The organism is Cyclobacterium xiamenense (genome assembly GCF_042140265.1).
Lineage (GTDB): Bacteria > Bacteroidota > Bacteroidia > Cytophagales > Cyclobacteriaceae > Cyclobacterium > Cyclobacterium xiamenense_A.
In genome coordinates, this window is sequence record NZ_CP159481.1 from 4,228,725 (window position 1) to 4,255,516 (window position 26,792).

General features: G+C 49.1%; 21 protein-coding genes, 1 pseudogene and 1 riboswitch. Of the genes and pseudogenes, 4 read left to right on the forward strand and 18 right to left on the reverse strand.

Annotated features, from left to right (window positions below):
* Window positions 1-8: 8 nt before the first annotated feature.
* From ABWH99_RS17155 to ABWH99_RS17235, 17 genes are all read right to left on the reverse strand, one after another.
* Complete coding sequence (locus tag ABWH99_RS17155) at window positions 9-785, reverse strand: SDR family oxidoreductase (protein WP_375583052.1); 777 nt, start codon at window positions 783-785, stop codon at window positions 9-11.
* 18 nt (window positions 786-803) lie between these two features.
* Window positions 804-1,580 carry an SDR family oxidoreductase gene (locus ABWH99_RS17160; RefSeq protein WP_375583053.1) on the reverse strand — a complete coding sequence of 259 codons (777 nt, stop codon included), beginning with the start codon at window positions 1,578-1,580 and terminating at the stop codon, window positions 804-806.
* Between the two features lies 1 nt (window position 1,581).
* Entirely contained in the window at window positions 1,582-2,517 is a 936-nt protein-coding gene (locus ABWH99_RS17165) for a Gfo/Idh/MocA family protein (protein ID WP_375583054.1), read from the reverse strand.
* 6 nt (window positions 2,518-2,523) lie between these two features.
* Window positions 2,524-3,474, reverse strand: a complete 951-nt coding sequence (locus ABWH99_RS17170; protein ID WP_375583055.1) for an aldo/keto reductase — start codon at window positions 3,472-3,474, stop codon at window positions 2,524-2,526.
* Complete coding sequence (locus tag ABWH99_RS17175) at window positions 3,471-4,271, reverse strand: HpcH/HpaI aldolase/citrate lyase family protein (protein ID WP_375583056.1); 801 nt, start codon at window positions 4,269-4,271, stop codon at window positions 3,471-3,473. The genes ABWH99_RS17170 and ABWH99_RS17175 overlap by 4 nt, the downstream gene beginning before the upstream one ends.
* A 314-nt stretch (window positions 4,272-4,585) precedes the next feature.
* Window positions 4,586-5,161, reverse strand: a complete 576-nt coding sequence (locus ABWH99_RS17180) for a DUF4256 domain-containing protein (RefSeq protein ID WP_375583057.1) — start codon at window positions 5,159-5,161, stop codon at window positions 4,586-4,588.
* 248 nt (window positions 5,162-5,409) lie between these two features.
* Entirely contained in the window at window positions 5,410-6,126 is a 717-nt protein-coding gene (locus tag ABWH99_RS17185) for a tetratricopeptide repeat protein (RefSeq protein WP_375583058.1), read from the reverse strand.
* 8 nt (window positions 6,127-6,134) lie between these two features.
* Window positions 6,135-7,559 (reverse strand): CCA tRNA nucleotidyltransferase, encoded by a 1,425-nt coding sequence (locus ABWH99_RS17190; protein WP_375583059.1) that lies wholly within the window; start codon window positions 7,557-7,559, stop codon window positions 6,135-6,137.
* A complete protein-coding gene (locus ABWH99_RS17195) occupies window positions 7,556-8,005 on the reverse strand; it encodes a hypothetical protein (RefSeq protein WP_375583060.1) in 450 nt (149 codons plus the stop codon). Before ABWH99_RS17195 ends, ABWH99_RS17190 begins: the two co-directional genes overlap by 4 nt.
* Window positions 8,006-8,077: 72 nt before the next feature.
* Window positions 8,078-9,031: a methylenetetrahydrofolate reductase [NAD(P)H] gene (gene metF / locus ABWH99_RS17200; protein WP_375583061.1), complete on the reverse strand. Its 954-nt coding sequence runs from the start codon at window positions 9,029-9,031 to the stop codon at window positions 8,078-8,080.
* A 30-nt stretch (window positions 9,032-9,061) separates the two neighbouring features.
* Window positions 9,062-11,773 (reverse strand): methionine synthase, encoded by a 2,712-nt coding sequence (gene metH, locus ABWH99_RS17205; protein WP_375583062.1) that lies wholly within the window; start codon window positions 11,771-11,773, stop codon window positions 9,062-9,064.
* A 4-nt stretch (window positions 11,774-11,777) separates the two neighbouring features.
* On the reverse strand, window positions 11,778-12,821 hold the full coding sequence (locus ABWH99_RS17210; protein ID WP_375583063.1) for a homocysteine S-methyltransferase family protein: 1,044 nt from the start codon (window positions 12,819-12,821) through the stop codon (window positions 11,778-11,780).
* Window positions 12,822-12,895: 74 nt separating this feature from the next.
* Window positions 12,896-12,997: riboswitch (SAM riboswitch) on the reverse strand.
* Window positions 12,998-13,092: 95 nt separating this feature from the next.
* Window positions 13,093-14,403, reverse strand: coding sequence for a hypothetical protein (locus ABWH99_RS17215; RefSeq protein WP_375583064.1), 1,311 nt, complete (start codon window positions 14,401-14,403; stop codon window positions 13,093-13,095).
* A gap of 77 nt (window positions 14,404-14,480) precedes the next feature.
* A complete protein-coding gene (locus ABWH99_RS17220; RefSeq protein WP_375583065.1) occupies window positions 14,481-18,410 on the reverse strand; it encodes a PAS domain S-box protein in 3,930 nt (1,309 codons plus the stop codon).
* Between the two features lie 183 nt (window positions 18,411-18,593).
* On the reverse strand, window positions 18,594-18,836 hold the full coding sequence (locus ABWH99_RS17225) for a (2Fe-2S) ferredoxin domain-containing protein (RefSeq protein ID WP_375583066.1): 243 nt from the start codon (window positions 18,834-18,836) through the stop codon (window positions 18,594-18,596).
* A gap of 13 nt (window positions 18,837-18,849) precedes the next feature.
* Complete coding sequence (locus tag ABWH99_RS17230; protein ID WP_375583067.1) at window positions 18,850-20,100, reverse strand: DUF819 domain-containing protein; 1,251 nt, start codon at window positions 20,098-20,100, stop codon at window positions 18,850-18,852.
* Window positions 20,093-20,734 (reverse strand): NUDIX hydrolase, encoded by a 642-nt coding sequence (locus ABWH99_RS17235; RefSeq protein ID WP_375583068.1) that lies wholly within the window; start codon window positions 20,732-20,734, stop codon window positions 20,093-20,095. Before ABWH99_RS17235 ends, ABWH99_RS17230 begins: the two co-directional genes overlap by 8 nt.
* A gap of 229 nt (window positions 20,735-20,963) precedes the next feature.
* On the opposite strand from ABWH99_RS17235, the gene aceK reads away from it, so the two are divergent.
* On the forward strand, window positions 20,964-22,691 hold the full coding sequence (aceK, locus tag ABWH99_RS17240; protein ID WP_375583069.1) for a bifunctional isocitrate dehydrogenase kinase/phosphatase: 1,728 nt from the start codon (window positions 20,964-20,966) through the stop codon (window positions 22,689-22,691).
* Here aceK and ABWH99_RS17245 read toward each other — a convergent pair.
* A pseudogene (locus tag ABWH99_RS17245) lies at window positions 22,688-23,207 on the reverse strand (gamma carbonic anhydrase family protein). The gene aceK and the pseudogene ABWH99_RS17245 sit on opposite strands and share 4 nt — an antisense overlap.
* Window positions 23,208-23,358: 151 nt before the next feature.
* Here ABWH99_RS17245 and ABWH99_RS17250 point away from each other — a divergent pair.
* From ABWH99_RS17250 to gdhA, 3 genes are all read left to right on the forward strand, one after another.
* The gene (locus ABWH99_RS17250) at window positions 23,359-24,081 is read left to right on the forward strand and encodes a YceI family protein (protein ID WP_375583070.1); all 723 of its coding nucleotides are present in this window, start codon (window positions 23,359-23,361) and stop codon (window positions 24,079-24,081) included.
* Between the two features lie 76 nt (window positions 24,082-24,157).
* On the forward strand, window positions 24,158-25,474 hold the full coding sequence (locus tag ABWH99_RS17255; RefSeq protein ID WP_375583071.1) for an anthranilate synthase component I family protein: 1,317 nt from the start codon (window positions 24,158-24,160) through the stop codon (window positions 25,472-25,474).
* On the forward strand, window positions 25,437-26,786 hold the full coding sequence (gene gdhA, locus ABWH99_RS17260) for an NADP-specific glutamate dehydrogenase (protein WP_375583072.1): 1,350 nt from the start codon (window positions 25,437-25,439) through the stop codon (window positions 26,784-26,786). The genes ABWH99_RS17255 and gdhA overlap by 38 nt, the downstream gene beginning before the upstream one ends.
* Window positions 26,787-26,792: the final 6 nt, after the last annotated feature.

Consider the following 26,792-nt stretch of genomic DNA (forward strand, 5'->3'; position numbering starts at 1 on the left):
AAATTTTATCAGCCCGTCCAACCTCCATCCACCACCAGGTTATGTCCGGTAATGTAAGCAGACACATCGGATAGCAGAAAAGCCACCGGACCTGCTATTTCATCGGCATGGCCAGTCCTTTGAAGAAAGGTTTTCTTTTCGAGCTTTGTTATAAATTCGGGATTTTTCTTTCCTACCTCCAATTTGGGGAAAGGTCCCGGGGAAATACAATTGAAGCGAACCTTCTGGGGGCCAAAGTGCATGGCCAGGTACCTGGTCATCTGTATGAGGCCCGCCTTTCCCACTCCATATTCTATGGGATTGGGATTCATGGGTGGTTCATACATCCCGGGGTCCGGCACCACCATTCCGTACATGCTGCCAAAAAAAACCACACTTCCCCCTTCATTGGAAGCCATCGCCTTGCCCACAGCTCTACCCAATAGGAAATTGGCTGTAAGCCCCGTACGGTTTACCGCGTCAAATTCTTTTCCCGAAAGGTCCTCCAACTTCTTGGCGGTAGATGCATAGCTCAGGTTTACCAGTCCATCCGGCGGCCCATTTTTCTCGATGGTTCTGCCAATAAACTCCATCAGGGCTTTTTCATCGCCGATATCCAGGGATTCTGGAACCATTTTCCCTGCAAAATCCGGTTGTTCGGCCAGCTTGAAAGCTTTATTCTCCAGGTCAGCGCAGATCACTTTTGCACCCAATTCGGTCAGTCTTCTGGCGACGGCAGCTCCCAGATAACCCGCCCCTCCAATAAGCCAAATCCATCTGTCCGTTAATCCGAATTGATCATTCATTGCAGCTGGTTTTATTCCCTAGGCGTTGAGCCCCCCATCCATCAGAATGTTTTCCCCGTTTATATAGGCTCCGGCATCGGAGGCCAATAGAACCGCAAGACCTTTGATGTCGTCTTTATTGGCCATGCGTCCCAGAGGAACTTTCTTGCAATAATTCCGCACGAATGCCGCCGGTTGATGGTTGAATAGCCCGCCCGGCGAAATACAATTGAATCGAATGTTTTTCCCGGCATGCATTTTGGCCAGGAATCGTGTCAGGTTGATCAGTCCGGCGTTGTGGAAAAAATAGTCCGGTGGAAGATCTCCCATATCCGTACCTTCGTAATTCGACAGGTCCGGTCCTTTCATCCCCATCATGGAACTAATATTGATTACCGAACCTCCACCGGAGGCGATAATCTGCCCGATCATGGCCCGTAGAAGATCCCACATGCCCGTTGCATTCACCCGCATGGATTCCGCAAACTGCTCCAGGGACCCGTTGTACCCGTTCATGGGCCGAGCTACCGCGTTATTGACAAATACATCCAATCGACCGTAGTGCTTTTCTAAGGCTTGGGTAAAGGTTCGTACGGAATCTGGCTCTGCCTGGTCCACTTGCATGGGCTGAACATCCAGCCCCTTTGTCTGAAATTCAGCGGCCGTTCTTTCCGCCGATTCCAGATTTCGGGAGGTGGTGATGACCCTGCCTCCTGCCTCCGCCAATCCCTCCACCAGGCATTTCCCGTAGAGACCCGAACCGCCGGTTACCACGATTACTTTTTCCTTCAAATTGAATAATTCCTGTATGTGCATCTTACCGTAATGAAATTACTTTTCCGTCCTTTTCATAACTTTCCTGAGCAGCGATAACCGTTTGGATAATGGAACGGGTCTTTGCAAAATCCAGGCGTGGGGATCCTTCTTCCACCGAGCGGATAAACTCGCTCATGTTTTCCCGAAACATGGCATAGGAATTCTTTATTTCCACCAGTCGCCATCCCTCCGAACCAAAAAAGGAAAGTTGAAAGGTACCACAAATGTCCTGAAACACCTGTATCGTGGCTTTTAGCCCCCCCTCAAACCCGATCAGCACGACCGATTGGTGCCGCTCCCCCAGGTGTTGCACCCATTGGGGTTGGGGATCGTCCAGGCTGCTAAAAAGAGCCTCTACCAAATGTACCCCGTATTTTTTCCAATCCTTTTTCCCTACTGCCGTGACCAGATGAAGCGGACCAAGACCACCCAACTCTGATTTTAGGCTGCGGCATTCACCAGAATAGCGCATGGAAGAACAAGACATGACAAATCTTCCCGATGCGTGCTGCTGTTCAAAATAATCCAGGTCTTTTCGGGTAAATGCAAGCGGTTTATCGATAAAAATGGGTATTCCTGCTTCCAGAAAGGGATGAGCCATTTTTACATGGCTTTCGGGGTCATCCCGGCCCAGAATAACGGCATCCACCTGCCCGACCATTTCTTCCAGACTGTCCGCGACCCCGGGTATACCGGAATGCAGCGCAATGTCCCGGGAGATCCGGGTGTCTTGGGTCCAGACGTGACTAACCCTGGCTCCCGGAATACCAAGCGTATCGCGATTGGCCCGAAGGTAATCGCCCACAGCAGGGTATCCGGCATCCGCCATGCGTTGATGGTCGTATTGACCGTTTATGATGGAAGACCAGGAATAGGGATGAGCATTGCCCGGGCTCATGCCGATGATACCAATGTTAAGCATTTTTTCTGCTGTCATTCTCATTTACGTTAACCAGCCCATTCGGTCCCAATGAGGGATATCTACAAATTCAGGATCGGGAAATGGGATACCGCCCGCTATCAGGCTAGTAGACAGCTGCTCCTTCCCCAGACATTGGAGAGCCTGTTTCAGGTATTCCTGGCGATCGATGCCTAACAATACCGAAGAAACTTCCGGCCGAGCCAGCGCGAAGCGCATCGCATACTCCGGAAGCGAAATACCGTTTGCTTCGGCCAATGTCGCGTACCCGCGGATATGTGTTTCGATGGCTGCCAGTGGTGCCTGCAAATCTTTTCCACGCTCTGTCAGTAACCCCCGCAACAGCACCGAACGTACCACAAGGCCTACTCCTTTTTCGGAAGCAAGTCCAAAAACTGCATCCTGCCGCTGGTCTAGCAGGTTGTAGGGCAACTGGACGACCTGCCAAACGCCCGAACGGATGGCCCTTTCCGATTCGGCCGGGGAATAGGTAGACGCGCCGATGGCACGTGCCAACCCTTCCTTGTGCAAGTCTTGAAAGACCCGGCAGATCGTTTCATGCGCTAAAATTTCTTCGTCCGCCAAGTGAAGGAGGAGTACATCCAGATAGTCCGTACCCAGGGCGGATAGGCTTTCTGCAACGGAGCTGCGAATCCTGCTTTCCAGCGCTGCCGAAGCCGGTAACTTACCCGAAGCATCCCGCAGATGCCGGCACTTGGAGCAAAGTTGTACGTCCTGCCGCCTGTTTCGGAAAGCCTTGCCCATCAGGTATTCGCTCCTGCCATACATGCGGGCAGTATCGTAAAAGGTAACGCCGGCATCCAGCGCAGTCCGAAGCAGGGAAAGGGCCTCTTTTTCCTGCAGCATGTCCATTTCACTGCGGACCCCCGGCCCGTAGGGCATGCCGATTTCCACGCCGCCAAAGGCCAGTTCCGAAACGGTGATGCCGGTATTTCCAAGGAGCCGCATTTTCATAAGTTGTAATACCCGGATGCGGCTCCGTCCTGATTTCGTTGGTGAAAACCCGCCATTAATTCGGCGCAATACCGGCTCAGACCAACCACGTCAGCGCCGAGGCTAAGGAATTGGTAACCCATTTTCTGGTAATCCTCCATTTTATCCAGGCTTCCGGTAGTTCCGGCAAATTTTCCGAATTTTCTTGCCACCTCCACGACCCTGTGCCGGGCGGCTTTGATCTTGGGATGATCCATCTCTCCGGGAGCACCGATGGCCTGACTAAAATCCCCCGGACCGAAAAACAGCATGTCGAAGCCATCGATTTGGGCGATCTCTTCCAATTGCTCCAGGGGTTCCGGATCTTCGATCTGAAGGATGACAAACCGCTGCCGGTTCGCGTCCTGCAGGTATTGCTTGAAATCGACCGCCGTGTAAGCTCCGTCTGCATTGCCTCCATCGATGGCACGAATACCTACGGGATGGAATCGGGTCATTCGAACCACATTACGGGCGTCTTCGGGACCCATGACATGCGGCACCATGATACCGGCGGCATTCAATTCCAAGGGTTTTACGTAGTCGCTATAGCTTCCCCTGGGTACACGCACGAGCGTGTCCTTGTTCTGCGCCTGTGCCGCCCAAATCTGCGCCGCCAAAATGGACCAGTCCTGGCCAATGTGTTCCTGATCCAGCCATATGCAATCGAAGCCGGAAAGGGCTGCAATTTCTACGACCCGGGCATCCGCCAGGTTGGATTTAAAACAGACCACATGTTGGCCTGCTCGCAGTTTTTTAAGGACCAGGCTTGGTTTCATAGCAAAGGACATAGGTAGAAGTTTGGTATCAAATGTACGGGAAGGCATCACCGAAGACTATTACTTTTATCTGAAATGGTGGTATTATCTTTCAGGAAGCCTGACGCTTTCTCTACCAATTTACGGGATTGGAGCAAATAAAAAAACCGGATTGGAAAAACCAATCAGCCAAAAAAACCAACAGGAGAGCCCGATCGATTGCGAAAAACCGCGCTGAAACAGGGATGTGCCTGGACTGGGCTGATCCATCCTCTCTGCTACCCGCATGGGACGGTGGCGGGCATGGATGATTAACCTCCTGAAAAACAAACAGTTTAGATCAGAAGCGACGCCCGGAAGCCCCTGGCCCCGTAATAGGATTCCGCACCGTTGTGATAAATAAAAACACGGCCAAAGCGGTAGTCGCCAAACAAAGCCCCGCCACGTTTTCGAATGGCTTCGGGCGTTTCCAACCAACTTGAGGTTTTGGTATCGACCGGTGCAAATTTCTGCAAATCCAGGTATTGTTCTTCTGTCAGCAGCGAAACCCCCATTTCCAGGGCCAGGTCCTGTGCGGAATTTTTGGGAGGGAATTTTTTTCTGGAATCCAGGGCCTCTCGATCGTAACAAAGGCTCCTGCGTCCCTTCGGGCTCTCCGTAGCGCAGTCAACGAACAAAACCGCACCGGTGCCGGGATCCTGTCCAAGCACATCCGGGCCTCCCCCGGTAAGTTCCATTTGTTGGAGTGACCAAAGTTTTTCAGGCTGTTCTTCCAGCCTCGTTTGCACGTAGGACCAGTCACAGGTCGCGTGACGTGAGAGATTTGCCTCAAAACGATCTTTTAGCGTTTGCAGGAACGCTTTTCCTTCGCTGAAAAACCAACTTTCCAAATCGACCTTTTCTGAATCCATTTTGTAATCCTTTGAATAAAAAACCTACTTTCCAGGCAAGTTCGGTGGCAAAAACGCACGCTTCACCGTCGTTTCATCCGGGAGTATACTAAGCCTAGACATGGAGGAAACGCATTCAATTGTTTACAAATTGGACGGTTGGGCAAAATTTCCTACCGAGGCGAGAAAAAAGACCTTGTCGGTAGCACCAAAAAAGGTCCGGCTCTTTGAAAGTGCACGGACCTTGATGAAGCGGCGCACGCCCATTATCACAATTCTGCCAAATTTTCTTTTGCCAATTGAAATTCAGGACTTAGCACCAAGGCTTCCTCGAAGGCCGCCCTGGCTTCTTCGTTGCTCCCCTGGTCCTTGTAAATCAGTCCCTTTAGGTTTTGAGCGGCAGCCTTCATGCTGACCTCTTGCATGCTATTGTCTTCCATCGGAAAATTCAATTTCTGCTCGGTGGATTTCCCATCCTTGATCAGCATGTTTACCGAATTTAGCGCTTCCTCGTACTTTTTCAATGTATACTGCAGGTAGCCGGTTTTATACAGGCTAAAGAGGTCGCCGGAAAGCAGGTGGAGCGATTCGAAATGGGGAAGCGCGCGTTCCAGTGCCCCCAATTGCTCCAAAGAAAAGGCTGCGACTTCCAGCCCGGTGATACTTTTGTCGTTTCGTTCAAGGATATCCAATGCCACCAAAGCAGAGGATCCGTATTGTTCCATTTCAAAATAAAGCCGGGCGAGTGTTTCCGGATAGGAAAGGTTCCGGGGATTTCGCTCCATCAGTTCGTACAGCTTCATTTTCGCCACCGATACGTCATTGTATCGCATGGCCAACGCATAAATGCGGTTATCGACATCATTTTTTGCCTTGTTGCTACTGGAAACCGAAGCAGCGATGGAGTCGGTTTTGGCTTCGTCTTGTGCGTTTGCAGCACCCTGTGCCCCCAGGCACAATAACAAAAACAGTACGGCGTATTTCATAGGTATCGTCAATGGTTTGTTTTTTTCTCAATTCCTTTTTTCTCGGCTAACCGGTACATTAACTCCAAAGCTTCCGATTTATTGTTTTGTATCTGCCCTTCCAAAATCGCTTCTTTGATTTCTTCTTTCAGGTCGCCTACGACCCTGGAGGGTTTCAATCCAAATATAGCCATGATTTCATCACCAGATACGGGAGGTTGGAAATTTCTCACCTGATCTTTTGCTTCTACCTCCTGCAACTTCTTTTCTACTTTATCGAAATTGGCCAGAAAACGTTTGACTTTGTGGTCATTTTTTGACGTCACGTCTGCCCGGCAAAGTTGCATCAAGTCGTCAATATCGTCTCCCGCTTCGAATAGCAGCCTCCGAAGTGCCGCATCCGTCACCTTATCATTGACAAGAGCAATGGGACGAAGGTGCAATCTTACCAATTTCTGAACGTATTTCATGCGATCGTCCATGGGAAGTTTGAGCCGCCGAAAGATTCCGGGCGTCATCCGGGCTCCTTTATCTTCGTGTCCGTGGAAGGTCCACCCTACTTTCTGATTAAACCGCTTGGTGGCCGGTTTGGCGATGTCGTGCATGATGGCCGCCCATCGCAGCCACAACGAATCGCTTCTGCTCGCCACATTATCCAATACTTGCAGCGTATGGTAGAAATTATCTTTGTGTGATTTATCCCCAACGGAATCAACTCCCTGCAAGGCGACCATTTCCGGGAAAAATGATTCGAGCAGACCACTGACAAACAAAAGCTTAAATCCATACGATGGCTTTTCTGTGAGAATGATTTTATTGAGTTCGTCGATGATCCGCTCTCCGGATATTATCGCAAGGCGGTCCGAATTTTTCCGAATGCCATCGAAGGTATCCGGGGCAATATCAAATTGCAATTGAGCAGCAAAACGGATGGCTCGCATCATTCGGAGCGGGTCATCCGAAAAGGTGACTTCCGGGTCGGCAGGCGTGCGGATGATTTTTCGCTTGAGGTCCCTCACCCCCTCAAATGGATCCAGGAGTTCGCCATACCTGTCCCCATTGACAGCGATGCCCAGGGTGTTGATGGTGAAATCCCGCCGCTCCTGATCCTCCTGCAGGCTTCCTGCCTCTACACGGGGCTTCCGGGAATCGCTTTGATAGGACTCCTTGCGGGCACCGACAAACTCCACCTCCCAATCGCCTACCTTGATCATGGCGGTCCCAAAATTTTTAAACACGGTTACCGGCGGGCGTCCCGGTAAGGAGGCAGATACCGCTTTTGCAAGCCGGATACCGTCGCCAATGCATACGAAATCAATATCCTTACTGGGACGGTTAAGTAATACATCCCGGACAAATCCTCCCACCAGGTAGGTTTCCATATTCAGCTGATCCGCAATAGTCCCTACCTGTTCAAAAATGGGTATGTCAGCGAGCGATTTTTTTAGATTCATGCGTTTCGTATTTTCACCCTACCGTCCGCGTGGATTTCAATGGCTTTGTGTCCCGCTGCGGGCAGGGGAAAAACCTGCGCTGCCCGCATCCACTCGCCCTGTGCCGCACGGCCTTCCCATTGCATGTAGACGATTTCCCGCAAATCAAACAAAAGCCGGCGCCAGTAGGCTGATTTAATCAGTGCAAATGTAATCAATCCTTTGGAATTCGTTTCGCTCCATAAAAAACCGGCCGGGGGACTATGGAAGACCACCTTATCTGGAGAATACTCCACCAGGTCCAGGGCTACTTCTGAAAACGGTCCCACCAATCCGCGCAGTTGCTGCAGGTCGTGTATCAGAAAGACACCGTCTTTTTTCCCCTTCGCTGAATCAAATTTTTCCCATTGAAAACGGGTTCCGTTTGGGTCCTCAAAACGAAGCTTTCCTTCATTAATAAACTGCATCTTTACTGCTCGGTAGTCCACTGCATTCGGCTGATTTCTGGAATACTAATCGATTGATCCAGGAGTGACCCATCAAAAAACCTCCCGGGCCACGCGATAGGTCGCATCGGCCCGGCTCATGGTGTAGTAGTGTAGGCTGGGCACACCGTATGCGACCAATTCCTTGCTTTGCTGGATTGCCCATTCGATCCCTACTTCCTTCACATCGGCGTTGCTTTTGCATTTTTCCAACCCGGAAAGCAGATCGTCCGGAAGGTCCAGGTAAAAGGTTTTGGGCAGGTTGACGATTTGAGACAGCGTGGTGATGGGTTTGAGTCCAGGAATGATGGGCAGGTTTATGCCCATTTCCCGTACTTTGTCTACAAAATCAAAATATTTTTTATTGTCAAAAAACATTTGCGTTACAATGTAGCTGGCACCGGCATCCACCTTGGCCTTGAGTTTTTTCAAGTCAAAATTCAGGCTAGGTGCTTCAAAGTGTTTTTCCGGATACCCGGCCACACCGACGCAAAAATCCGTACGGAACCCCACTTCGGTCTCATCGTTCAGGTAGCGCCCGTGATTCATTCCAATAATCTGCCCGACCAGTTCACTGGCATACCGGTGCCCGTCCTTGTTGGGAAGAAAATTGGCTTCGGATTTTGGGGCGTCTCCCCGCAAAGCCAGCACATTTTCCACCCCGATAAAATAAAGGTCAATCAGCGCATTTTCGGTTTCCTCACGGGAAAACCCACCACATAGAAGATGCGGAACCGCATCGACATGAAACCGATTCATGATGGCCGCGCAAATGCCCACCGTGCCGGGACGTTTCCGGGTGCTTACTTTTTCCAACAGTCCGTTTGCATGTTTTCGGTACACGTACTCTTCCCGATGGTACGTGACGTCAATAAAAGGCGGTTTGAACTCCATCAAGGGTGCGATGCCTTCCAGTAAATTACTTAAGCTTTGTCCTTTTAATGGCGGAAGTATTTCAAAAGAAAACAAGGTCTTCTTTGCCGCTTGTATGTATTCTGTTACTTTCATCCGTTTGAGTTGGTGAGCGCTTAGGAGCAGCTATCCTTCGTAGGATAACTGAGGAGAATAGGAAAGGTTGGGAGACAACCAGCGTTCGGCCTGTGCTTTGGAGACACCTTTGCGTCTGGCATAGTCTTCGACCTGATCTTCACCGATTTTTCCCAAACCAAAATACTTGCTTTCCGGGTGTCCAAAATAAAAACCACTGACCGAAGAAGTCGGGAACATCGCAAAGCTATCCGTAAGTGTGATCCCGATCGTATCCTCTACTTCCAACAGATCAAAAAGGGTTCGTTTTTCGGAGTGCTCGGGACAAGCCGGGTATCCCGGTGCGGGTCGGATGCCCTGATACGACTCACGGATCAGCCCCTCATTATCCAGAGACTCTTCCGGGTCGTACCCCCAAAACTCTTTTCGTACCCGTTCGTGCAAATATTCCGCGGCCGCTTCTGCCAGTCGGTCGGCCATGGCTTTCAACATGATATCGTTGTAATCGTCTCCATTTTCCTGAAAAACGCTTAATTTTTCTTCGATACCCAGCCCCGCAGTCACCGCAAATCCTCCAAAATAATCCGGGAGTTTGGGATGGATGTAGTCCACCAAACTACGGTTGGGTACTCCTTTTCCTTTCCGGCCTTGCTGCCGCAGGAAGTGAAAGACAAATTGTTTTCCGGGGGTAAACTCCGGATCAATAATCAAGTCATCTCCGGAGCGGTGTACTGGAAAAAGTCCCAAAACGGCTTTGGCCTGGAGCCATCCCTCGTTTACAATGCGGTCCAGCATCTTGTTGGCATCGTTGTAGAGTTTGAGGGCTTCTTTGCCCACCACCGGATCTTTGAGAATTTTTGGAAATTTACCCGCAAGCATCCAGGTACTGAAAAACGGAGTCCAGTCGATGTACCCGCGAATGACCGACAAATTCAACTTGTCCAGTACCTGAATCCCCAATTTTTTCGGAACGACGGGCCGGTAATCGGTCCAGTCAAGAATAACCGGGTTGGTTTTGGCTTCCTTGTAGGTAACGAGCTGTTTCACCTGTTGCTTGGCCTCGTGCTCGTCACGCATGCGGCTATACAGTGCCTTCATTTCCTTCCGGTAATTTTCCCGCGTCTCTTTGTTGATGGCCTCTCCCGCCACCGGAACGGATTTGGAGGCATCGGCCACGTGTACCACCGTACCGCTGTACACCGGATCTATTTTGACGGCCGTATGGATACGCGAAGTAGTAGCCCCTCCGATCAGCAAGGGGATGGTAAGCCCCCTCCTTTCCATCTCTGCTGCCACGTTGACCATTTCATCCAGAGAAGGAGTGATCAAGCCACTGAGCCCGATGATATCCACTTTCTGGGCGATTGCCTCTTCGATAATTTTTTCGGTTTCTACCATTACCCCCAGATCGATGATCTTGTAGCTATTGCATGCAAGGACCACTCCCACGATATTTTTACCAATATCGTGCACGTCTCCCTTTACTGTAGCGAGCAAAATGCGGTTGATGTTATCGGTTTCCGGCTCGCCCTCTTTGGCTTCATCCGGCAGGGGCATGAAAGGCTCCAGGTAGGCCACCGCCTTTTTCATCACCCGGGCACTTTTCACGACCTGGGGGAGAAACATTTTCCCTTCACCGAAAAGGTCTCCCACCACATTCATACCGTCCATGAGCGGACCCTCGATCACTTTAAGTGGGTCCTGCAAGGCCAGCCGGGCCTCTTCGGTATCTTCGATGATATGGTCCAATATTCCTTTAACGAGGGCGTGCTGAATGCGCTTTTGTACGGGCTGACTTCGCCAGACCTCGTCCGTCTTGCTCTTTTTTCCCTGGGATTTAACCGTCTCCGCAAAATCAAGCAGCCGTTCGGTGGCATCGTCCCGCCGGTTCCAAATAACGTCTTCCACGTGTTGGAGTAAATCTTTTGGAATATCGTCGTACACTTCCAGAAGGGAGGGGTTCACGATACCCATGTCCATTCCATTTTTAATGGCATGATACAGGAATACGGCGTGCATGGCCTCCCTTACCGGATTGTTTCCTCGAAAGGAAAAAGAAACGTTACTCACACCTCCGCTGACTTTCGCTCCAGGAAGGTGGTCTTTGATCCATCGGGTAGCTCTGAAAAAATCGATGGCGTTGTTTTTATGTTCGTCCATTCCGGTAGCAACCGGGAATATGTTCGGATCAAAAATAATGTCCTGTGGGTTAAATTTTACCGTACCGGTAAGCAAGTCGTAGCTGCGCCGACAAATCTGAATCCGGCGTTCGTAGGTGTCAGCCTGGCCTTTTTCATCAAATGCCATCACAACCACAGCGGCACCAAACTTTTTAATGGTCCGGGCCTGATGGATAAATTCCTCCTCCCCGTTTTTGAGGCTGATGGAGTTCACGATTCCTTTCCCTTGGATGCATTTGAGACCAGCCAAAATGATTTTCCACTTGGAGCTGTCGACCATCACCGGTATCCGGCTAATCTCCGGTTCGGAGGCGATCAGGTTCAGGAATTTTACCATAGCGGCCTCTCCGTCCAGCATGGCTTCGTCCATGCATACGTCCAAAATCTGCGCGCCTCCGCGTACCTGATCCAGGGCAACCTCCAGGGCTTCATCGTATTTCCCATTCAAAATCAGCCGGGCGAATTTTTTGGAACCGGTCACATTGGTCCTTTCCCCAATATTCACAAAATTAATGGTAGGACCAAAAACCAGTGGTTCCAATCCGGAGAGTTTCAAGGTGGTTGTTTGTTTCAAATCGCTCATGGGGTTATCTTTCTTGGGTAGCTACCTTCAATGGTCGGGGAGAAAACGTAGAGGCAGTATTGGAAATGGCCGCTATGTGTTCCGGCGTGGTGCCGCAGCAGCCACCCAGAATATTGACCCAGCCTTGCCGAAGAAATTCTGTCAATTGTTCGTTCATTTCCCCGGGCCCCTGGTCGTATTTTCCAAACTCGTTGGGTAGTCCGGCGTTAGGGTAGACACTTACGTAATACGGGGCATTTTCGGCCAGCACCTTGAGATAGGGGCGCAACTCTTTGGCTCCCAGTGCACAATTCAATCCGATGCTGAGCAGGGGCACGTGAGAGAGCGAAATCAAAAAGGCTTCGGTCGTCTGGCCGGAGAGGGTTCTACCAGAGGCGTCCGTGATGGTTCCGGATACCATGATGGGAATTCCTCCATCTTCGGGATTCAGTGGAATCCCTCTTTTTTCGTACACTTCCTGGATCGCAAAAAGGGCAGCTTTGGCATTTAGGGTATCGAAAATTGTTTCAATCAAGAGTATATCAACTCCCCCATCCAGCAAGCCTTCAACCTGCTCGCTATAGGCTTCTACCAGCTGATCAAAAGTTATTGCCCGGTATCCGGGGTCGTTTACATCGGGCGAAAGCGAAGCGGTACGGTTGGTCGGACCGATAGCACCCGCCACAAAGCGTGGCTTTTTTGAGTTTTTTACGGTACAGGCGTCGGCGACTTCGCGAGCCAGTCGGGCCGATTCCACGTTGAGCTGGTACGCCAGATCGGACAGGCCGTAGTCTTCCTGGGCGATAGAAGTACTGCTAAAGGTATTGGTTTCGACGATATCGGCACCCGCATCAAAATAGGCTTGATGGATCTCTTTGATGATTTCAGGTCGGGTGAGCGAGAGCAGGTCGTTGTTTCCTTTCAGGGATTTCTTCACTCCGTACAGCGCCTCGTTTCTAAAATCGTCTTCCTGCAAGGCATACCGCTGAATCATGGTGCCCATGGCTCCATCCAAAATCAATATTCTTTTCTGTAGCTGCTGAAGTAATTGTTCGGTTCTATTTGGCATTTTGTCGTAATTTTTCAAAAAACTTATACGAGCATGAACCGGGCTAAAACTAGAAGGAATTCTCTAACTTGATCGGCTCATCTTTATCCGGCATATCCGGAACGGGAATTAGCACCTTGTCACATCAGGTTGCTAAGACATCATCGGGCCCTACCCTCCGTCTTTCTCGATAAGCAATGCCAAAAGTAATAGGAATTCAGGAAAAAAAACCCCTTTTTTCCAAAAATCTTTGCCCTTGAATGCCGAACCAAGCGGTTCGCTAGCCGATCTGCTAGGGGCGCAAGCCAAAACCCAGTTGCACATACGGACCGGATAAGTAATTTGCCATGGCCTGCTCACCCAATCGATACCGGCTCAAGGGCACTTCGTACCCCGCATGCGCAGAATATACCAGGCGAAACGTATTATTAAATACGGGTAGCGCATAGGAAACCACCACTTCTGACTTACTCATGAGCCCACTGCTTCGCAGGTAGCCGTCAAAATCCGGCTCCTCAAAAAGTAGGGGAAAATCGGGTTTGGCGGTGTGCTCCAGGCTGTAACGAAGGTTTCCATAGCCCAAGCCCGCGGTTACCCCCAGCTCCAGGTTCCGTCGCTTAAACAATTGATAGCCGTAGTTTCCATACACCCGCACACTATTCAGGGTATGCCGATGTGTAGGACCGGCCATGCCAGAGGTACCCAAATTAAATACGTCCACTCCGTACATGCGGCTCCTGTTTTCGCCCATGATTTTAATACCCAAGTTATACGGAGCCTCCTCCAGGGGTCTCCATCCGTTTTCCGCCAAATAGGCATTCAAGCGATCCGGGCTTCGGAAATTCCTTCCGTAAAAAAAATGTACCCCAATCCCCGCATCCGGAAAAAAAAGATTTTGATCGGGCATGGAAAGGGCCGCTCCCAGACGAAGAAAGGCCCCGCTTTGCAGGTTATCAAAGGTAATTCCATTGAGGTTCCAGGCGCCGGCAAACGGGGAAAAAGAATAGCCGAATTTTCCCATCAGGCCCAGGTTTTCCTCCAGGCCTGGTAGCGGAACATCGTACCCAAACTGAAAACCAATCTCGGTCAGAAAGCCTCCCAAATTTCCGCTGCCCCGCTGAATGTCGTGTTTCCGTATCAAAAATCCCTGTGCCGGCTGTTCCAGAAAGCTATTCAGGTCATCGACCCGGCGTTCGTCCTTTAGCATCTGAAAATTCAGGTAACCCGCTCCCAGGGACATGTAATGAATCAACTGAAATCTTCCCTCCTGCGTAAGGGAATACCCCACATTCAGATAAAAACGGGTGGTCCGATGGTCCAGTCGATACTCCCGAAAAAACGAGTTGGAGCCGTTGTTTTGGAGCAGTTCGAAACCCAGTATAAAGTCCGTAAGGCGGTATTGATAACCAATTCCGAAGGTGCGGTACCCCCCTCGAAGCGGGGAAATACCCTTTTCTGCGAGCATTTCGTTAAAATCGCGGACGGTTGATCCGGAGCTTCCCACCAGAAAATAAAGGGTGGAGCGCTCTGTGAGATTACCCTGAGCGCGAAGACTTCCAAACACAAAAAAGAAGCAAAGCAATGCACCTAATATTCCTCTCATAGCACGGACGAAAGATGCAAAGGTAGGATTAAATGTGCTGAAAAACCATACCGCCCACCCATTACCCCTGGTTTCAATCAGAGGTATTTTACGATTTTGGAATACAGGTTTTCCGGCGTGAAGGGCTTTGAAATATAGTCGTCCATTCCCGATGCCTCAAGTTGATCCTTAACTTCGAGCAGCGAAGAAGCCGTCAGAGCGATGATCGGGACATTTCTTTTGGAAAGCAGATCCAACTTCCGAATGATTTTTGCCACCTCAAAACCATCCATTTCCGGCATCTGCAAATCCAGCAAGACCAGGTCAAAATCGGTTTTGAAAAAATGATCCAGCGCGATTTTTCCATTGGCGGCAAAACAAATCTCACCTACCCCCCATTTGGAAAGGTACTTCTTCAGCAGAATTTGATTGACCTGATTGTCTTCTGCTACCAGAATTTTCTTTTGCTCCAATTTTCCCCCGGAATCCACCTGATCCTTGGTTTCCAATTGTTTATGTTCGTTCTGGATTTCGAATTCCACATCAAACCAGAAGGTAGAGCCCTCTCCTAATTTTGATTCCAGGCGAATCTGGGTCCCAAAAAGCTTGGTAAGCTTTTTCACAATCGCCAGGCCCAGGCCGGTGCCACCATATTTTCTTGTGGTGTCAGTGCTTGCCTGGGTAAAGGCATCAAAAATGCTCTTGATTTTATTTTTGGCGATACCGATTCCTGTGTCTTTCACCGTAAAGCGAATGGTGACCCAATTATCTCGCTGCTTGATTCGCTTCAAGGAGATTTTAATGTAGCCTCTGTCCGTGAATTTGATAGCATTGCTGATCAGATTATTCAGTATCTGCGCAATCCGGACCGGATCGCCAATCAGCAATTTGGGCAGTTCGAAGTCCGGCTCGTAAATAATCTCCAAAGATTTATCCCGAATCTGATAGGAGTACGAGTGAATGATCCGGTTGATCAGGTTCTTGGGTTCGAAGGGTACTTTTTCCAGAATCAATTTTCCCGAATCAATTTTATTAAAATCAAGTATATCGTTGATCAGTCCCAAGAGGTTTTCCGCTGAAAACTGCAGGGTTCTCAAATTTTCCAACTGATCTTCCCTTGGATTGTCTTCAAGCAGGAGGTGCGAAAGACCGATCACCGCATTCATCGGCGTGCGAATTTCGTGGCTCATCACCGACAAAAACTGACTTTTTGCATTGAGCGCGGCCTCCGCTCTATCCTTGGCTTTGTACAGCTCTTTCTGGGTTTCCTTGAGTTTGGTGATGTCCCTGGCAATGCCGGTATAGTAGCGCACTTCTCCTTTTTCGTCTCTGATAACTTTACCACTGGAGCTAAACACCCGGTAGTGTCCCCGCTTGTGCCGCAGGCGAAATTCGAATTCCGGATTTTCTTCAAAATAGGTGATGGGCTTGGACTTCCCACCTAAAAAAACCTTTGCGTCTTCCGGATGCAGGTAATCCGTAAAATCTCCGCTGGTAAACTCGTACGTTTCATACCCTAAAAATTGCTTGATATTTGGAGACACGTAGCTGAGCTCCATCTGAGCGGTGATCGAAAAGATTATTTCGGTAGATTCCTCCACCAAATTTCGGTATTTGATTTCGCTCTTTTTTAACTCTTTTTTCGCTTTGTATTCCTCCGAAATGTCCCTAACGATACCCAGGTAGTATTCCAATTGCTCGCCGTTGAAAATTGGTTTGGCTGTCAATTCGTAAAAACGGCTCATGTAAGGGATGACCTTGCTGACGGTATTTCGTTTTTCGAACGCCTCTTTGAACATGGGCTCCACTTCTTCCAGTGTGGTGGTATGCACCTGTTGGATGGTTTTTCCCTCAAAATAGGTTTTATCAAGCCCCCAATATTTGAAATTGGATCCCTCGGCCACCAGGTATTTCAGGTTTTTGTCAATGAGGAAAACGTTTGTATGGGGGATGTTGGAAGCGAGAACCCGGTAGCGGTTTTTTATTTTCTCGATTTCCAGCCGATCCTTTTTACGCTCGGTTACATCGTGCAGGAGTCCTTCGTACAGTACTACCTTCCCTTGTTGATTGAAAACGGGACGAATTTTATCCTCTACCCAGCGGTACGTACCATCCGCAGAAAGCAAGCGGTACTCCCGACTATACTGGGTCTTTTCGGGCGCAATCAATTCCTTCTCAAAAATTGAGAGGTCTTCCGGGTGGATGATTTCCGGTAAACTGGCAGATTGTCGCAATAGCTGCTCGGCCCGGTAGCCAAACTGATTGATATTTTCGGTGATAAAGGAAAGCTTGAACCCCTGGCTGGGGGCCACCTCGAACAAAATCGCAGGACTATTTTCGACAATCAATTTGGCCTTCCTGGCCATCTCTTCCCGCTGAATTTTTGAGGTAAGATTACGAATCAAAAACGAATACCCGATTTTTTCGATTTCGATATTATTGATCGGTTTTACCGAAACCTCGTAAGGCTGTACCTTGCTGGTATTGTCCAGAATCTGTACTTCCTCCAACCAAATACCCATGTCTTCTGCCTTGCGAATCAGGCCAGGAAAGGACTTGGACGGCGCGCTGGTTATTTGAAAAAAATCACTGATCTTTCCCTGACCGCTGGGCTTGGGTTCCCCTTCGAAAATGGCCGCCTGATTCATGTAAATCACGTTGAGCTGGAGATCGGTGACATAGATCGGTTCGTTGACCTGTGCCAGTATCTGCGACTCAAACAGGAGTTTACGCTCGACTGTTTTCTTTTCGGTGATATCGTTGCAATAACCAAAAACTTCCAGATTGCCTTGAGGACTCAGCTGATTTACCTGTATGCCGTAGGCAATGTACTTTTCCTTGCCGCTCTCCGTGGTAAATATAAACTCCCCGGAGACAGACTTACGCCGGGTAATTGCTTTCTGGACCATGGATTTGACCTGATCCTTATCTTTGAGGCGAATCAGATTTAGAAAATTTCGTATGCTCATGGCGTCCGAAGCGGAATCCATTTCGAAAATTCGGTTGATCCCCTTAGAAAAATAAATCTTTCGGTCCGAATTATTGAAGCGCCAGGATCCCGATTTTGCGAGAATTTCGGTGGAACTCAACAGCTTTTCGTTTCGAAAGAGCCGGGATTTTGTCGAGCGGTTGATAAAGGCGGCTCCCAAAACATCCCCCAATTGCTTCAGAATGTACTCGTCACCGTGGTCTTGGGTCCAGTTCGGTTGCACCGCCGCACTGCTAAGCGTGTACATGCCCATTAGCTTGTTTTCGGCGAAAATGGGAACCAAAATAAAGGCCCGAATTCCAAACCGGTCTGCAATCTGGGTTTCAAACGGATGCGTGCCTTTTATCTGCTGCAAGTCCGCCACCGCGCGAAACCGGGATTCAGCGAGTCCTTGCAAAAAACTTTTCTGTCCAGCAAAAGAAATCGATTGACTGATATTCCTAATAGAAGCGGCATCGGGATTTTTGCACCACTCAAAAACACATTCCAGTAGCTTTATTTCTTCGTACACCAGAAAAAAATTGGCCCGTTCTGCCCCCTGAGCGTGGGCAATCATGGAAAGTGCTTTTAAAAACACCTGATCCCATTCATCATCTCCGGCATTTAAAAAACGGGTTGTTACCCAATTGATCATCCGTTCAAACTCCACTTTTCGATGCAAGAGAAGTGCAACGTCCTGCCGGATGTCTGCATCATTTTCAGCACTTAGCACGGAAGTGGGCTCGTACTTTCCAGTAACCGTACACAATTTTCCTTTACCCGGAACGTATTTTCCAGATACCTTCAAGTTTACTGCCGGCTGACGATCGAAGACAAGGTCCAAATCAAGATCCTTCCGTAGAGGATCATCAAAATATTCCTGAATCTGGCGGCCAAGGTCCCCGAAGGGCTCAAAATAAGCCTGCCAGCCTCCATTTTCTTCGTTGATGGATGGCCAGTCACCGTCAGAAAAAATCAATTGATTTTCGTCGCATACCAAAAATAAATAGCGTTCCTTATTGAAACGTTGATACAGATTTTGTTCAAATCCTTTATCCATTTTAAAAATCGGTGTTTTCATTCAAGGCTATCGGGAAATCCGAAGATGAATCCTAGCAATCAAATGCATTACGATCGATGCCATAAGTTACTAACAAATATCAATTGTATCCTAAATTTATCCTATTAATATACGGGTGTTGGAAAAACACCGCTGATCGCAGACCAGGAAAAAGCAAATCGGTTACTCGGTCGCCAAGGCCTGCTCCAAGTGCTTCAAATCTCCCTTTTTTATCAATTGGTCGGCGACAACAGCTACCGGACCAGACTTACAGCAATCCATGCATTTGGTTTTTACCAATTTGAACTTTCCCCGATGAGGGCCGGAATGAAGGATTGCTCCGATGTCCTCGGCAAAACGTTTTGCTTTGTTCGATTTGCAGTCCGAACCCTGACAAACAAAAATGAATTTTCTACGTTTTTTCATCTCATTTACCGGATTAGTTTCCAAACGTAAGCTGCAAAAGGACCCCGCAAAGGTAGGCCCCGTAGGTGCCCACCGCGTAGCCCAATACCGCAAGCAGTACCCCCACCGGAGCAAGTGCCGGATGGAAGGCCGATGCAACAATGGGCGCCGAGGCCGCACCACCCACATTTGCCTGTGAACCAATCGCCACGTAAAAAAATGGGGCACGAATCAAATAGGCGACCAAAAGCATAAAGAAAATATGAAAGGCCATCCATGCAATACCGATGAGGAAAAAGAGGGGGTTGTCCAATACGGCCCGTAAATCCATTTGCAAGCCGATGGTGGCGACCAATACATACAACAGTACGCTGCCCATCCGAGAGGCTCCGACCCCCTCGAGCTTCCTAATTCGCGTGAAGGACAAAAGCAACCCGCCCGTAGTGGCCAGAATCACCAACCAGAAAAACGGGGAGTCCAACGAATAAGGCTTGAGCCAGGGGTAGGCAGCACCGATAGAGGGTGCCAGCTGACCGGCAAAAAAATGCGATAAACCCGTGACAAAGAATCCTAGACCCAGGATGCTCATCGTATCCGATAACCGGGGTATTTTGGTATTCTTTTTTTGGTACTGCTCTACCTTTTCTTTTAGATTAGAAATCGCAGTCGTATCTGCTTTTAGCAAGCGATCGGGCAACTCGGGCTTAGCCGCCCAGTAAAGTAAAAAGGCCATCCATAGGTTTGCCACGATCACGTCCACGGCGATCATTTGACTGAATAGAGCCGGACTGGCACCAAATACCTCCAGCATGGCGGTTTGGTTGGCACTACCCCCGATCCAACTTCCGGCAATGGTAGCCAAGCCTCTCCAGGTTTCATCCGCACCGAGACCTCCCAGTACCTCCGGAAAGGGTAGCGAAACCAAAAATAACGCCACCGGACCGCCCAGGATAATCCCAAAGGTGCCGGTCAAAAACATGACAAGGGCTTTCGGGCCCAATTGTAAAATGCTTTTCAGATCAATGCTCAAGGTGAGCAACACCAGCGAGGTGGGCAACAAATAGCGAGAAGCCACAAAGTATAAGTTGGAGTCCGCACCGGAAACCAAGCCAAACGTATTGAATAAGGCCGGAAGAAAATAACACAGCAATACGACGGGAACAAAGCGGTAGAGGACCTTAAAAAAGGGGTGTTTACTGCTCGACGTGTAGAATACCAGGCCAAGAACGGCCATGATCAGGCCAAAAACCACCGCATCGTCCTGAATCAACGCATTATTATCCATTCCATCTGTTTTTCCACATTAGTAAAAATTCACTGAGGATCATCGCCGTAGCCCCCCAAACTACCTCTCGATCAATCTCAAAATACGGAGCCAAAATTTTTCCTCCCGAGGGAATGGGGAAAGTCTTCTTTTTCTTGATCCCTTCGTCCACAAGTACATCAAAATTGGTGCAAATCAACCGTTCTACTTCCCTGGAATCCGGTTTAAACAGCGGAATCTCTGACGTAAACCCGATAAACGGTCGAATGCAAAAATTACTGGGTGGAATATACAAGTCGGAGAGTGCGCCAAGCAGCTGGATTTTCTGCCGATCCACCCCTATTTCTTCCTCCGTTTCCCGGAGGGCCGTATGCCCCAGATCACGGTCTGAGGGGTCCATTTTACCGCCGGGAAGGGCTATCTGACCACTGTGTACGCCTTTATATGTTGCACGTTTGATGAAAGGGATTTGAATTCCGGAGGCAGAGGGACAAATCAATACCAACACGGCTCCCTTACGGGCCTGCTGCTTTCGCCTGAAGTCAAATCGCTCCTCATCCAACGGCAAAGGCGCCATCTCCTGCTGCCCCAGCCTGCCGGGCAAAGGCGCCTTCAGGGCGCGCTCCAACACGTGTACCAGCTCACTTACTTCCATGTTTACTACCGACAAGCTTTATAGCTGAAAAAAGGCCTGAATACCATTCAGGCCTTTTCCACTTATCAAACCTATTAAACCTATTGGGTTGTATTCACATAAAAATGAATAAACTCATCGAAATTTACTGAATTAATCCACAAATCCAAAGGCTAAAACTTTGCCGGCTAAAAATAATGCCCTATTATCCGTCCGGAAAAGTTCCGCTCTCACATTCCGGAAATAACGCATGAAAAAAGATTCCTTACGCCTGGTCATTGCCACCATTCGAAACGGGTACGAACGGTACATCAGCGACTTTAACCAAATCACCCGGGAAATTCCGGCAAACTTCATCAAGCGGGATTGGCAGCAGCTGCAGAAGAATCACAAACGGCGCCTACGGCTGTACAAGGACCACCTGGTCTACATCGTCGCGCATTGCCGGGAGCTCCTCGGGCTAGAGGTTGCCGACGACAATGCCTGGAAGCTCCTAAAATCGACTTATTTAGAAGAAATCGGTAACAAAGACGACAAAGAACTGGCCGCTACCTTTTTCAACTCGGTTTTTCGGAAGACCTTCCCCGGAAACCGTGTCGACGAACAGCTGATGTTTGTGGAATCCCCTTTTCCCGAATTCCCCGAACAACCGGACCCGAACCTTTACCGTACCTATGGCGCCAGCGTTGACCTCTCGCTTCTTTTTCGGAAAATATTGGATGATTTTGATTTTGGTACCAACTATTTTCAGAAAGAGGAAGACATTCGGCTGTTGGTACAGAAGGCAGAGCAGGTAATTTTAAGTCGGTACCGGATTACCGACGCGACAACAGCACAGGTATTACGCAATGTTTTTTACCGAAACAAAGCGGCCTACCTAATCGGAAGGATTTTTTTGGAAAAAAAATGGATGCCTTTCATCATCCCGTTTGTACACAATCGCCATGGGGTTTTTGCCGACACCTTGATTTTTGACCCCAATATCATGAGTGGAATTTTTAGTTATACCCGTTCCTATTTTATGGCACCCGTGGAAATCCCCTCTCAAACCGTAGCTTTTCTTAATTCAGTCATCCAACACAAAAAACTCTACGAACTTTATAACGCAATTGGTTTCAATAAACACGGAAAAACCTCCTTTTACAGGGATTTTACCCGGCATTTGCGAGAAAGCGAGGATGAATTTGTCCTGGCACCGGGCATACCGGGTATGGTGATGACCGTCTTTACCTTACCCTCCTATAACATTGTTTTCAAATTAATAAAGGATCATTTCGACCCTCCAAAAAACATGACCCGGCAGCAGGTTCGGGAAAAATACAAGCTCGTAGGCCTCCATGACCGTGTCGGAAGAATGGCAGACACCCACGAATTCGAGAATTTCAAATTGCCCCTGAGCCGGCTGCATCCGGACTTGATGGACGAATTGAAAAATACCGTCAATTCCCTGCTAAGCATCGAAGGGGACAACTTGATCATTCGCCATTTGTACATCGAACGACGCCTGACTCCCCTAAACATTTTTCTGGAGAGCTGTAGCTTAAAACTGGCCCGGATCGTAGTGAACGATTACGCAGAAGCCATCCTGCAGATGGCCCAGGCCAACATATTTCCCGGAGACATGATGACCAAAAACTTTGGTGTCACCCGGCAAAACCGTGTCATCTTTTACGATTACGACGAGATCGAATTTCTAGACAGCATGACGTTCCGGCAAAAGCCCAAAGCAGAAACCTACGAGCAAATCTATTCCTCCGAGCCCTGGTACGATATCGGCGAAAAGGATGTCTTTCCTGAGGATTTCAAGCGGTTTATGATCGGGAGAGCGGATGTACGCGACTACTTCATCGAATCCAACCCTAAACTGTTCGACCCCGAATACTGGAAAGAAATCCAAAACCGTCTGAAAAAAGGCGAATTCATCCACGCCTTTCCGTACCCGGAAATCATGCGATTCCGACCCGAGCAGGAAATCTAAGGCGCTTCCTTATACCATGAGGCATATTTCGGATAATTGGAAGCAATCCTGCGGATGGTTTCCCGCATTTCCGGACCGGTATCCTTTACCTTTTTGGCGGGAGTTCCGGCGTAAATGCTGTTTTCCTCTACCACCGTACCTTCTGAAAACCACTGCACCGGCGGCAATCACGGCTCCTTCTCCCACCCGCGCGCCATCCATTACGATTGCACCCATGCCCACCAATACACGGTCCGCCAGGGTGCAGCCATGTACGATCGCACCGTGAGCAATGGAGACGTCCGAACCAATTTGGACCGGAAATTTTTGGTAGGTACAATGGATAATCGCCCCGTCCTGGACGTTGGTTCGGTCACCGATACGAATCGAATGTACGTCGCCTCTTACCACCGCATTGAACCAAACGGTACACTGCCTACCCATGACCACGTCGCCTATGACCGTGGCAGTATCTGCCAACCAGCATTCGGAACCAAACTGCGGGGTCTTACCCTCTGTACTTTTTATTAATGCCATCGTATTTCAGAATTAAATTACCATAAACTTCAAATAAATCGCCAATAAAGAAATTAATTGTCGGGAAAGCTGAACTTTTCTACAGGAACACAGTTTAAGTGTGTATACATTAAAAGCAACAAAACCAATCTTAATTAAACCAGTATTATTTATGAAAGCAATTAAATTATCAGGTTTTATCCTAGCCGCCTCGCTGTTAACTTTTGCTTGCGGCAAAAGTTCGGATACCGTTGAAACCACGGAAGCCCAGGAAGCGGCAGCTGCAACCGGCCAAACCTTGAGCCTGGACGTGGATAACAGTAAAGTAAACTGGAGAGGCTACAAGCCTACGGGCCAGCATTTTGGCTTGATCCCTGTTACAGATGGCACCTTGTCTGTAGAAGGCGATGCGATTACCGCCGGTGAGTTTTCCTTTGACATCACGGGGCTTGAAATACACGATCTGGAAGAAGGTAGTGAAAACCACGGAAAATTGTGGAACCACCTTCAATCGGATGACTTTTTCGACGCGGCCAATCACCCAAAAGCAACGTTTGTTATTACGGAAATCAGCCCTTATGCCTCCGGCGATGTAATCGAAGATCAAGAGCAGTTTGAAACCGAAAATACACCGATGAGCGCTTCCGAAATTGCTCCTGACTCGCCTACCCATTGGATCAGCGGAAACCTGACCATGCGTGGAACGACGAAAAATATCAAGTTTCCCGCGAATGTTTCCATGGAGAATGGTACAATTACCGCTGCGGCGGGTTTCAATATCGACCGAACTGCTTGGGGTCTCTCCTACGGTGACGAAGCTACCGCAGTAGACAAAGCGAAGGACCAATTTATATACAATACGGTTTCCGTGAATTTCGATATCAAAGCAAATTAAGATACATTGATAGTATCCATAGAAGAAGGGGACGCATTGTCCCCTTTTTTCGTTTCCTTTTGTTAATTTTGCAGCCATGCCCGAAATTGACGCCAGCTTTAGTTTACCTCTCAGTCCATCATGGATTCATCAGATGCTGGTGTGGGGAGGAAAGCATTTTCGGTTTTACGCCTACTTCCATTCCAATGACATCGCCTACCCTCAGGGGGGATTTGAGCAGGTGTTCTATGCGGGAAATCGGTCAGTTTCGTTAGCGAACCTTGACGGTTTACCGGCTGACAAACCAAAAATCGGCATAATCGGATACGACCAGAAAAATTACTACGAACAGCTAACCAGTCAGAATAAGGCATGGATCGCCTGTCCGGATAGTTGCTTTTTCAGTCCAGAACTTACCATACGCTTCACGTCCGGAGGCGTGAAAATTACCGGCAAAAATCCCGAGCAGATCGCCGCGGCAATCGCAGCCACTCCCCTCGAATCGGCTGAGGGCTCTGGAAGGCTCACCATTTGCCCCCGCCATGACGAGGAATCTTACACCCGCCTGTTTACCAAAATACAAGACCATATCCTGGAGGGGGATATCTACGAGCTGAATTTCTGTACGGATTATCATGGGAAGCTACCAATTGCCGAGCCGGAGCGGATCTATCTGGAACTATGTTCCCAGTCTCCCATGCCGTTTAGTGCCCTTTTTAAAGCCGAAGAGCTGTACCTATGTGCAGCTTCTCCGGAAAGATTTTTGAAGAAAGAGGGCAACCGCTTGCTTTCTCAACCGATCAAAGGTAGCGTAAAAAGAGGCGCCAGTCCGGAAGAAGACGCCCGGTTGAAAAAAACGCTTGCCGAAAGTGAGAAGGAACGTGCCGAAAATCTCATGATCGTAGATTTGGTTCGAAACGACTTATCGCGCGTCGCTGAAACCGGCTCTGTCTCCGTGGACGAACTGTTCGGTATTTATTCTTTCCAACGGATTACCCAAATGATTTCCACGGTCAGTTGCCGGCTTCGACCAGGAACAACGTTTGAGGAAATTGTGTCAAAAACCTTCCCCATGGGAAGCATGACGGGAGCCCCAAAAGTCCGGTCCATGGAATTGATCGAGGACTACGAATCCTTCCGGCGATCCTGGTTTTCGGGTGCTCTGGGATACATTGATTCCTCGGGAAATTTTGATTTCTGCGTGGTCATCCGCAGCATCGTTATCAATCGATCCGATAATTCCTACTATTTTGGTGTGGGCAGCGCGATTACTTTGGACGCAATTGCTGCCCAAGAATACAAAGAATGCCAGCTAAAGGCTGCACCCCTCCTTCAGACGCTAAAAAAATTGTATCAATCAACTAACTCCATGTTTAATGGCACTATTGAAACAAATGTTGAAAAGCATTCGTGAGAAAAATCCCAACGAGCCCGAATTTCATCAAGCGGTAAAAGAAGTGCATGAAAGCATACTCCCCGTGTTGAAAAGTCACAAAGACTATGTAGAGGCGAGGCTTTTCGAGCGCATCTGTGAACCCGAACGCGTCATTTCCTTTCGGGTTTGTTGGACAGACGATCAGGGAAAGGTACAGGTCAACCGCGGATACCGGGTACAGATGAACAGCGCATTGGGCCCGTACAAAGGGGGACTGCGATTTCATCCAAGCGTCAACCAAAGTATTCTAAAATTTCTCGCTTTTGAACAGGTTTTTAAAAACGCACTCACCGGATTGCCCTTGGGCGCCGGAAAAGGAGGAGCAGACTTTGATCCCAAGGGCAAATCCGACGGAGAGGTCATGCGCTTTTGCCAGGCCTGGATGATGGAAGCCTACCGACACATCGGTCAGTTTACCGATGTACCGGCAGGAGATATCGGTGTAGGGGAACGAGAGATCGGCTACCTGTTCGGTGCCTACAAAAAAATCCGAAACGAGTTTCAGGGAGTTTTAACAGGAAAAGGACAGGATTGGGGAGGCTCCGTCCTCCGCCCCGAGGCCACCGGCTACGGGCTGGTACATTTCGCCCATTTCATGCTGACTGAGGTGGATGCTACCTTGGAAAACAAAACTTGTCTGGTATCCGGCGCAGGTAATGTCTCGCAAATTGCCATCGAAAAACTGCTTCAGGAAGGAGCTAAGGTGGTGGGGTTTTCGGATTCCTCCGGCTTCATTCACGATCCGGAGGGGATGACGGAAGACAAATTGCGCTTCCTGAAAAAGATTAAATCCGGACAGCGAAAAAGCATTTCGGTATTCGCTGACAATTACAAATCTGCGGAATTTACACCCAAAGGCAAAAAAACCATCTGGAGCATTCCTGCGGACTGTGCTTTTCCCTGTGCCACCCAAAACGAACTGGACGAAAACGATGCCAAAACGCTGCAGCAAAATGGGCTGACCCTGCTGGCCGAAGGAGCCAATATGCCCTGTACGCCCAAGGCCATCGACTACCTGCAGGCATCCAAGGTGTTGTACGGGCCTGGAAAAGCTTCCAATGCTGGTGGAGTAGCCGTTTCGGGCCTGGAAATGACCCAAAACCGAATGGGGCGGTATTGGAGCAAACAGGACCTGGAAAAAGAACTCCGGACCATTATGAAAGCAATCCATGAAAAATGTCTGGAAACGATCGCAACCCACGGGCTGGCAGATCTGGACTACTTGAACGCCGCAAATATCGGAGCCTTCGAGAAAGTAGCCAAGGCCATGAATGCTCAGGGGACGATCTGATCGGCG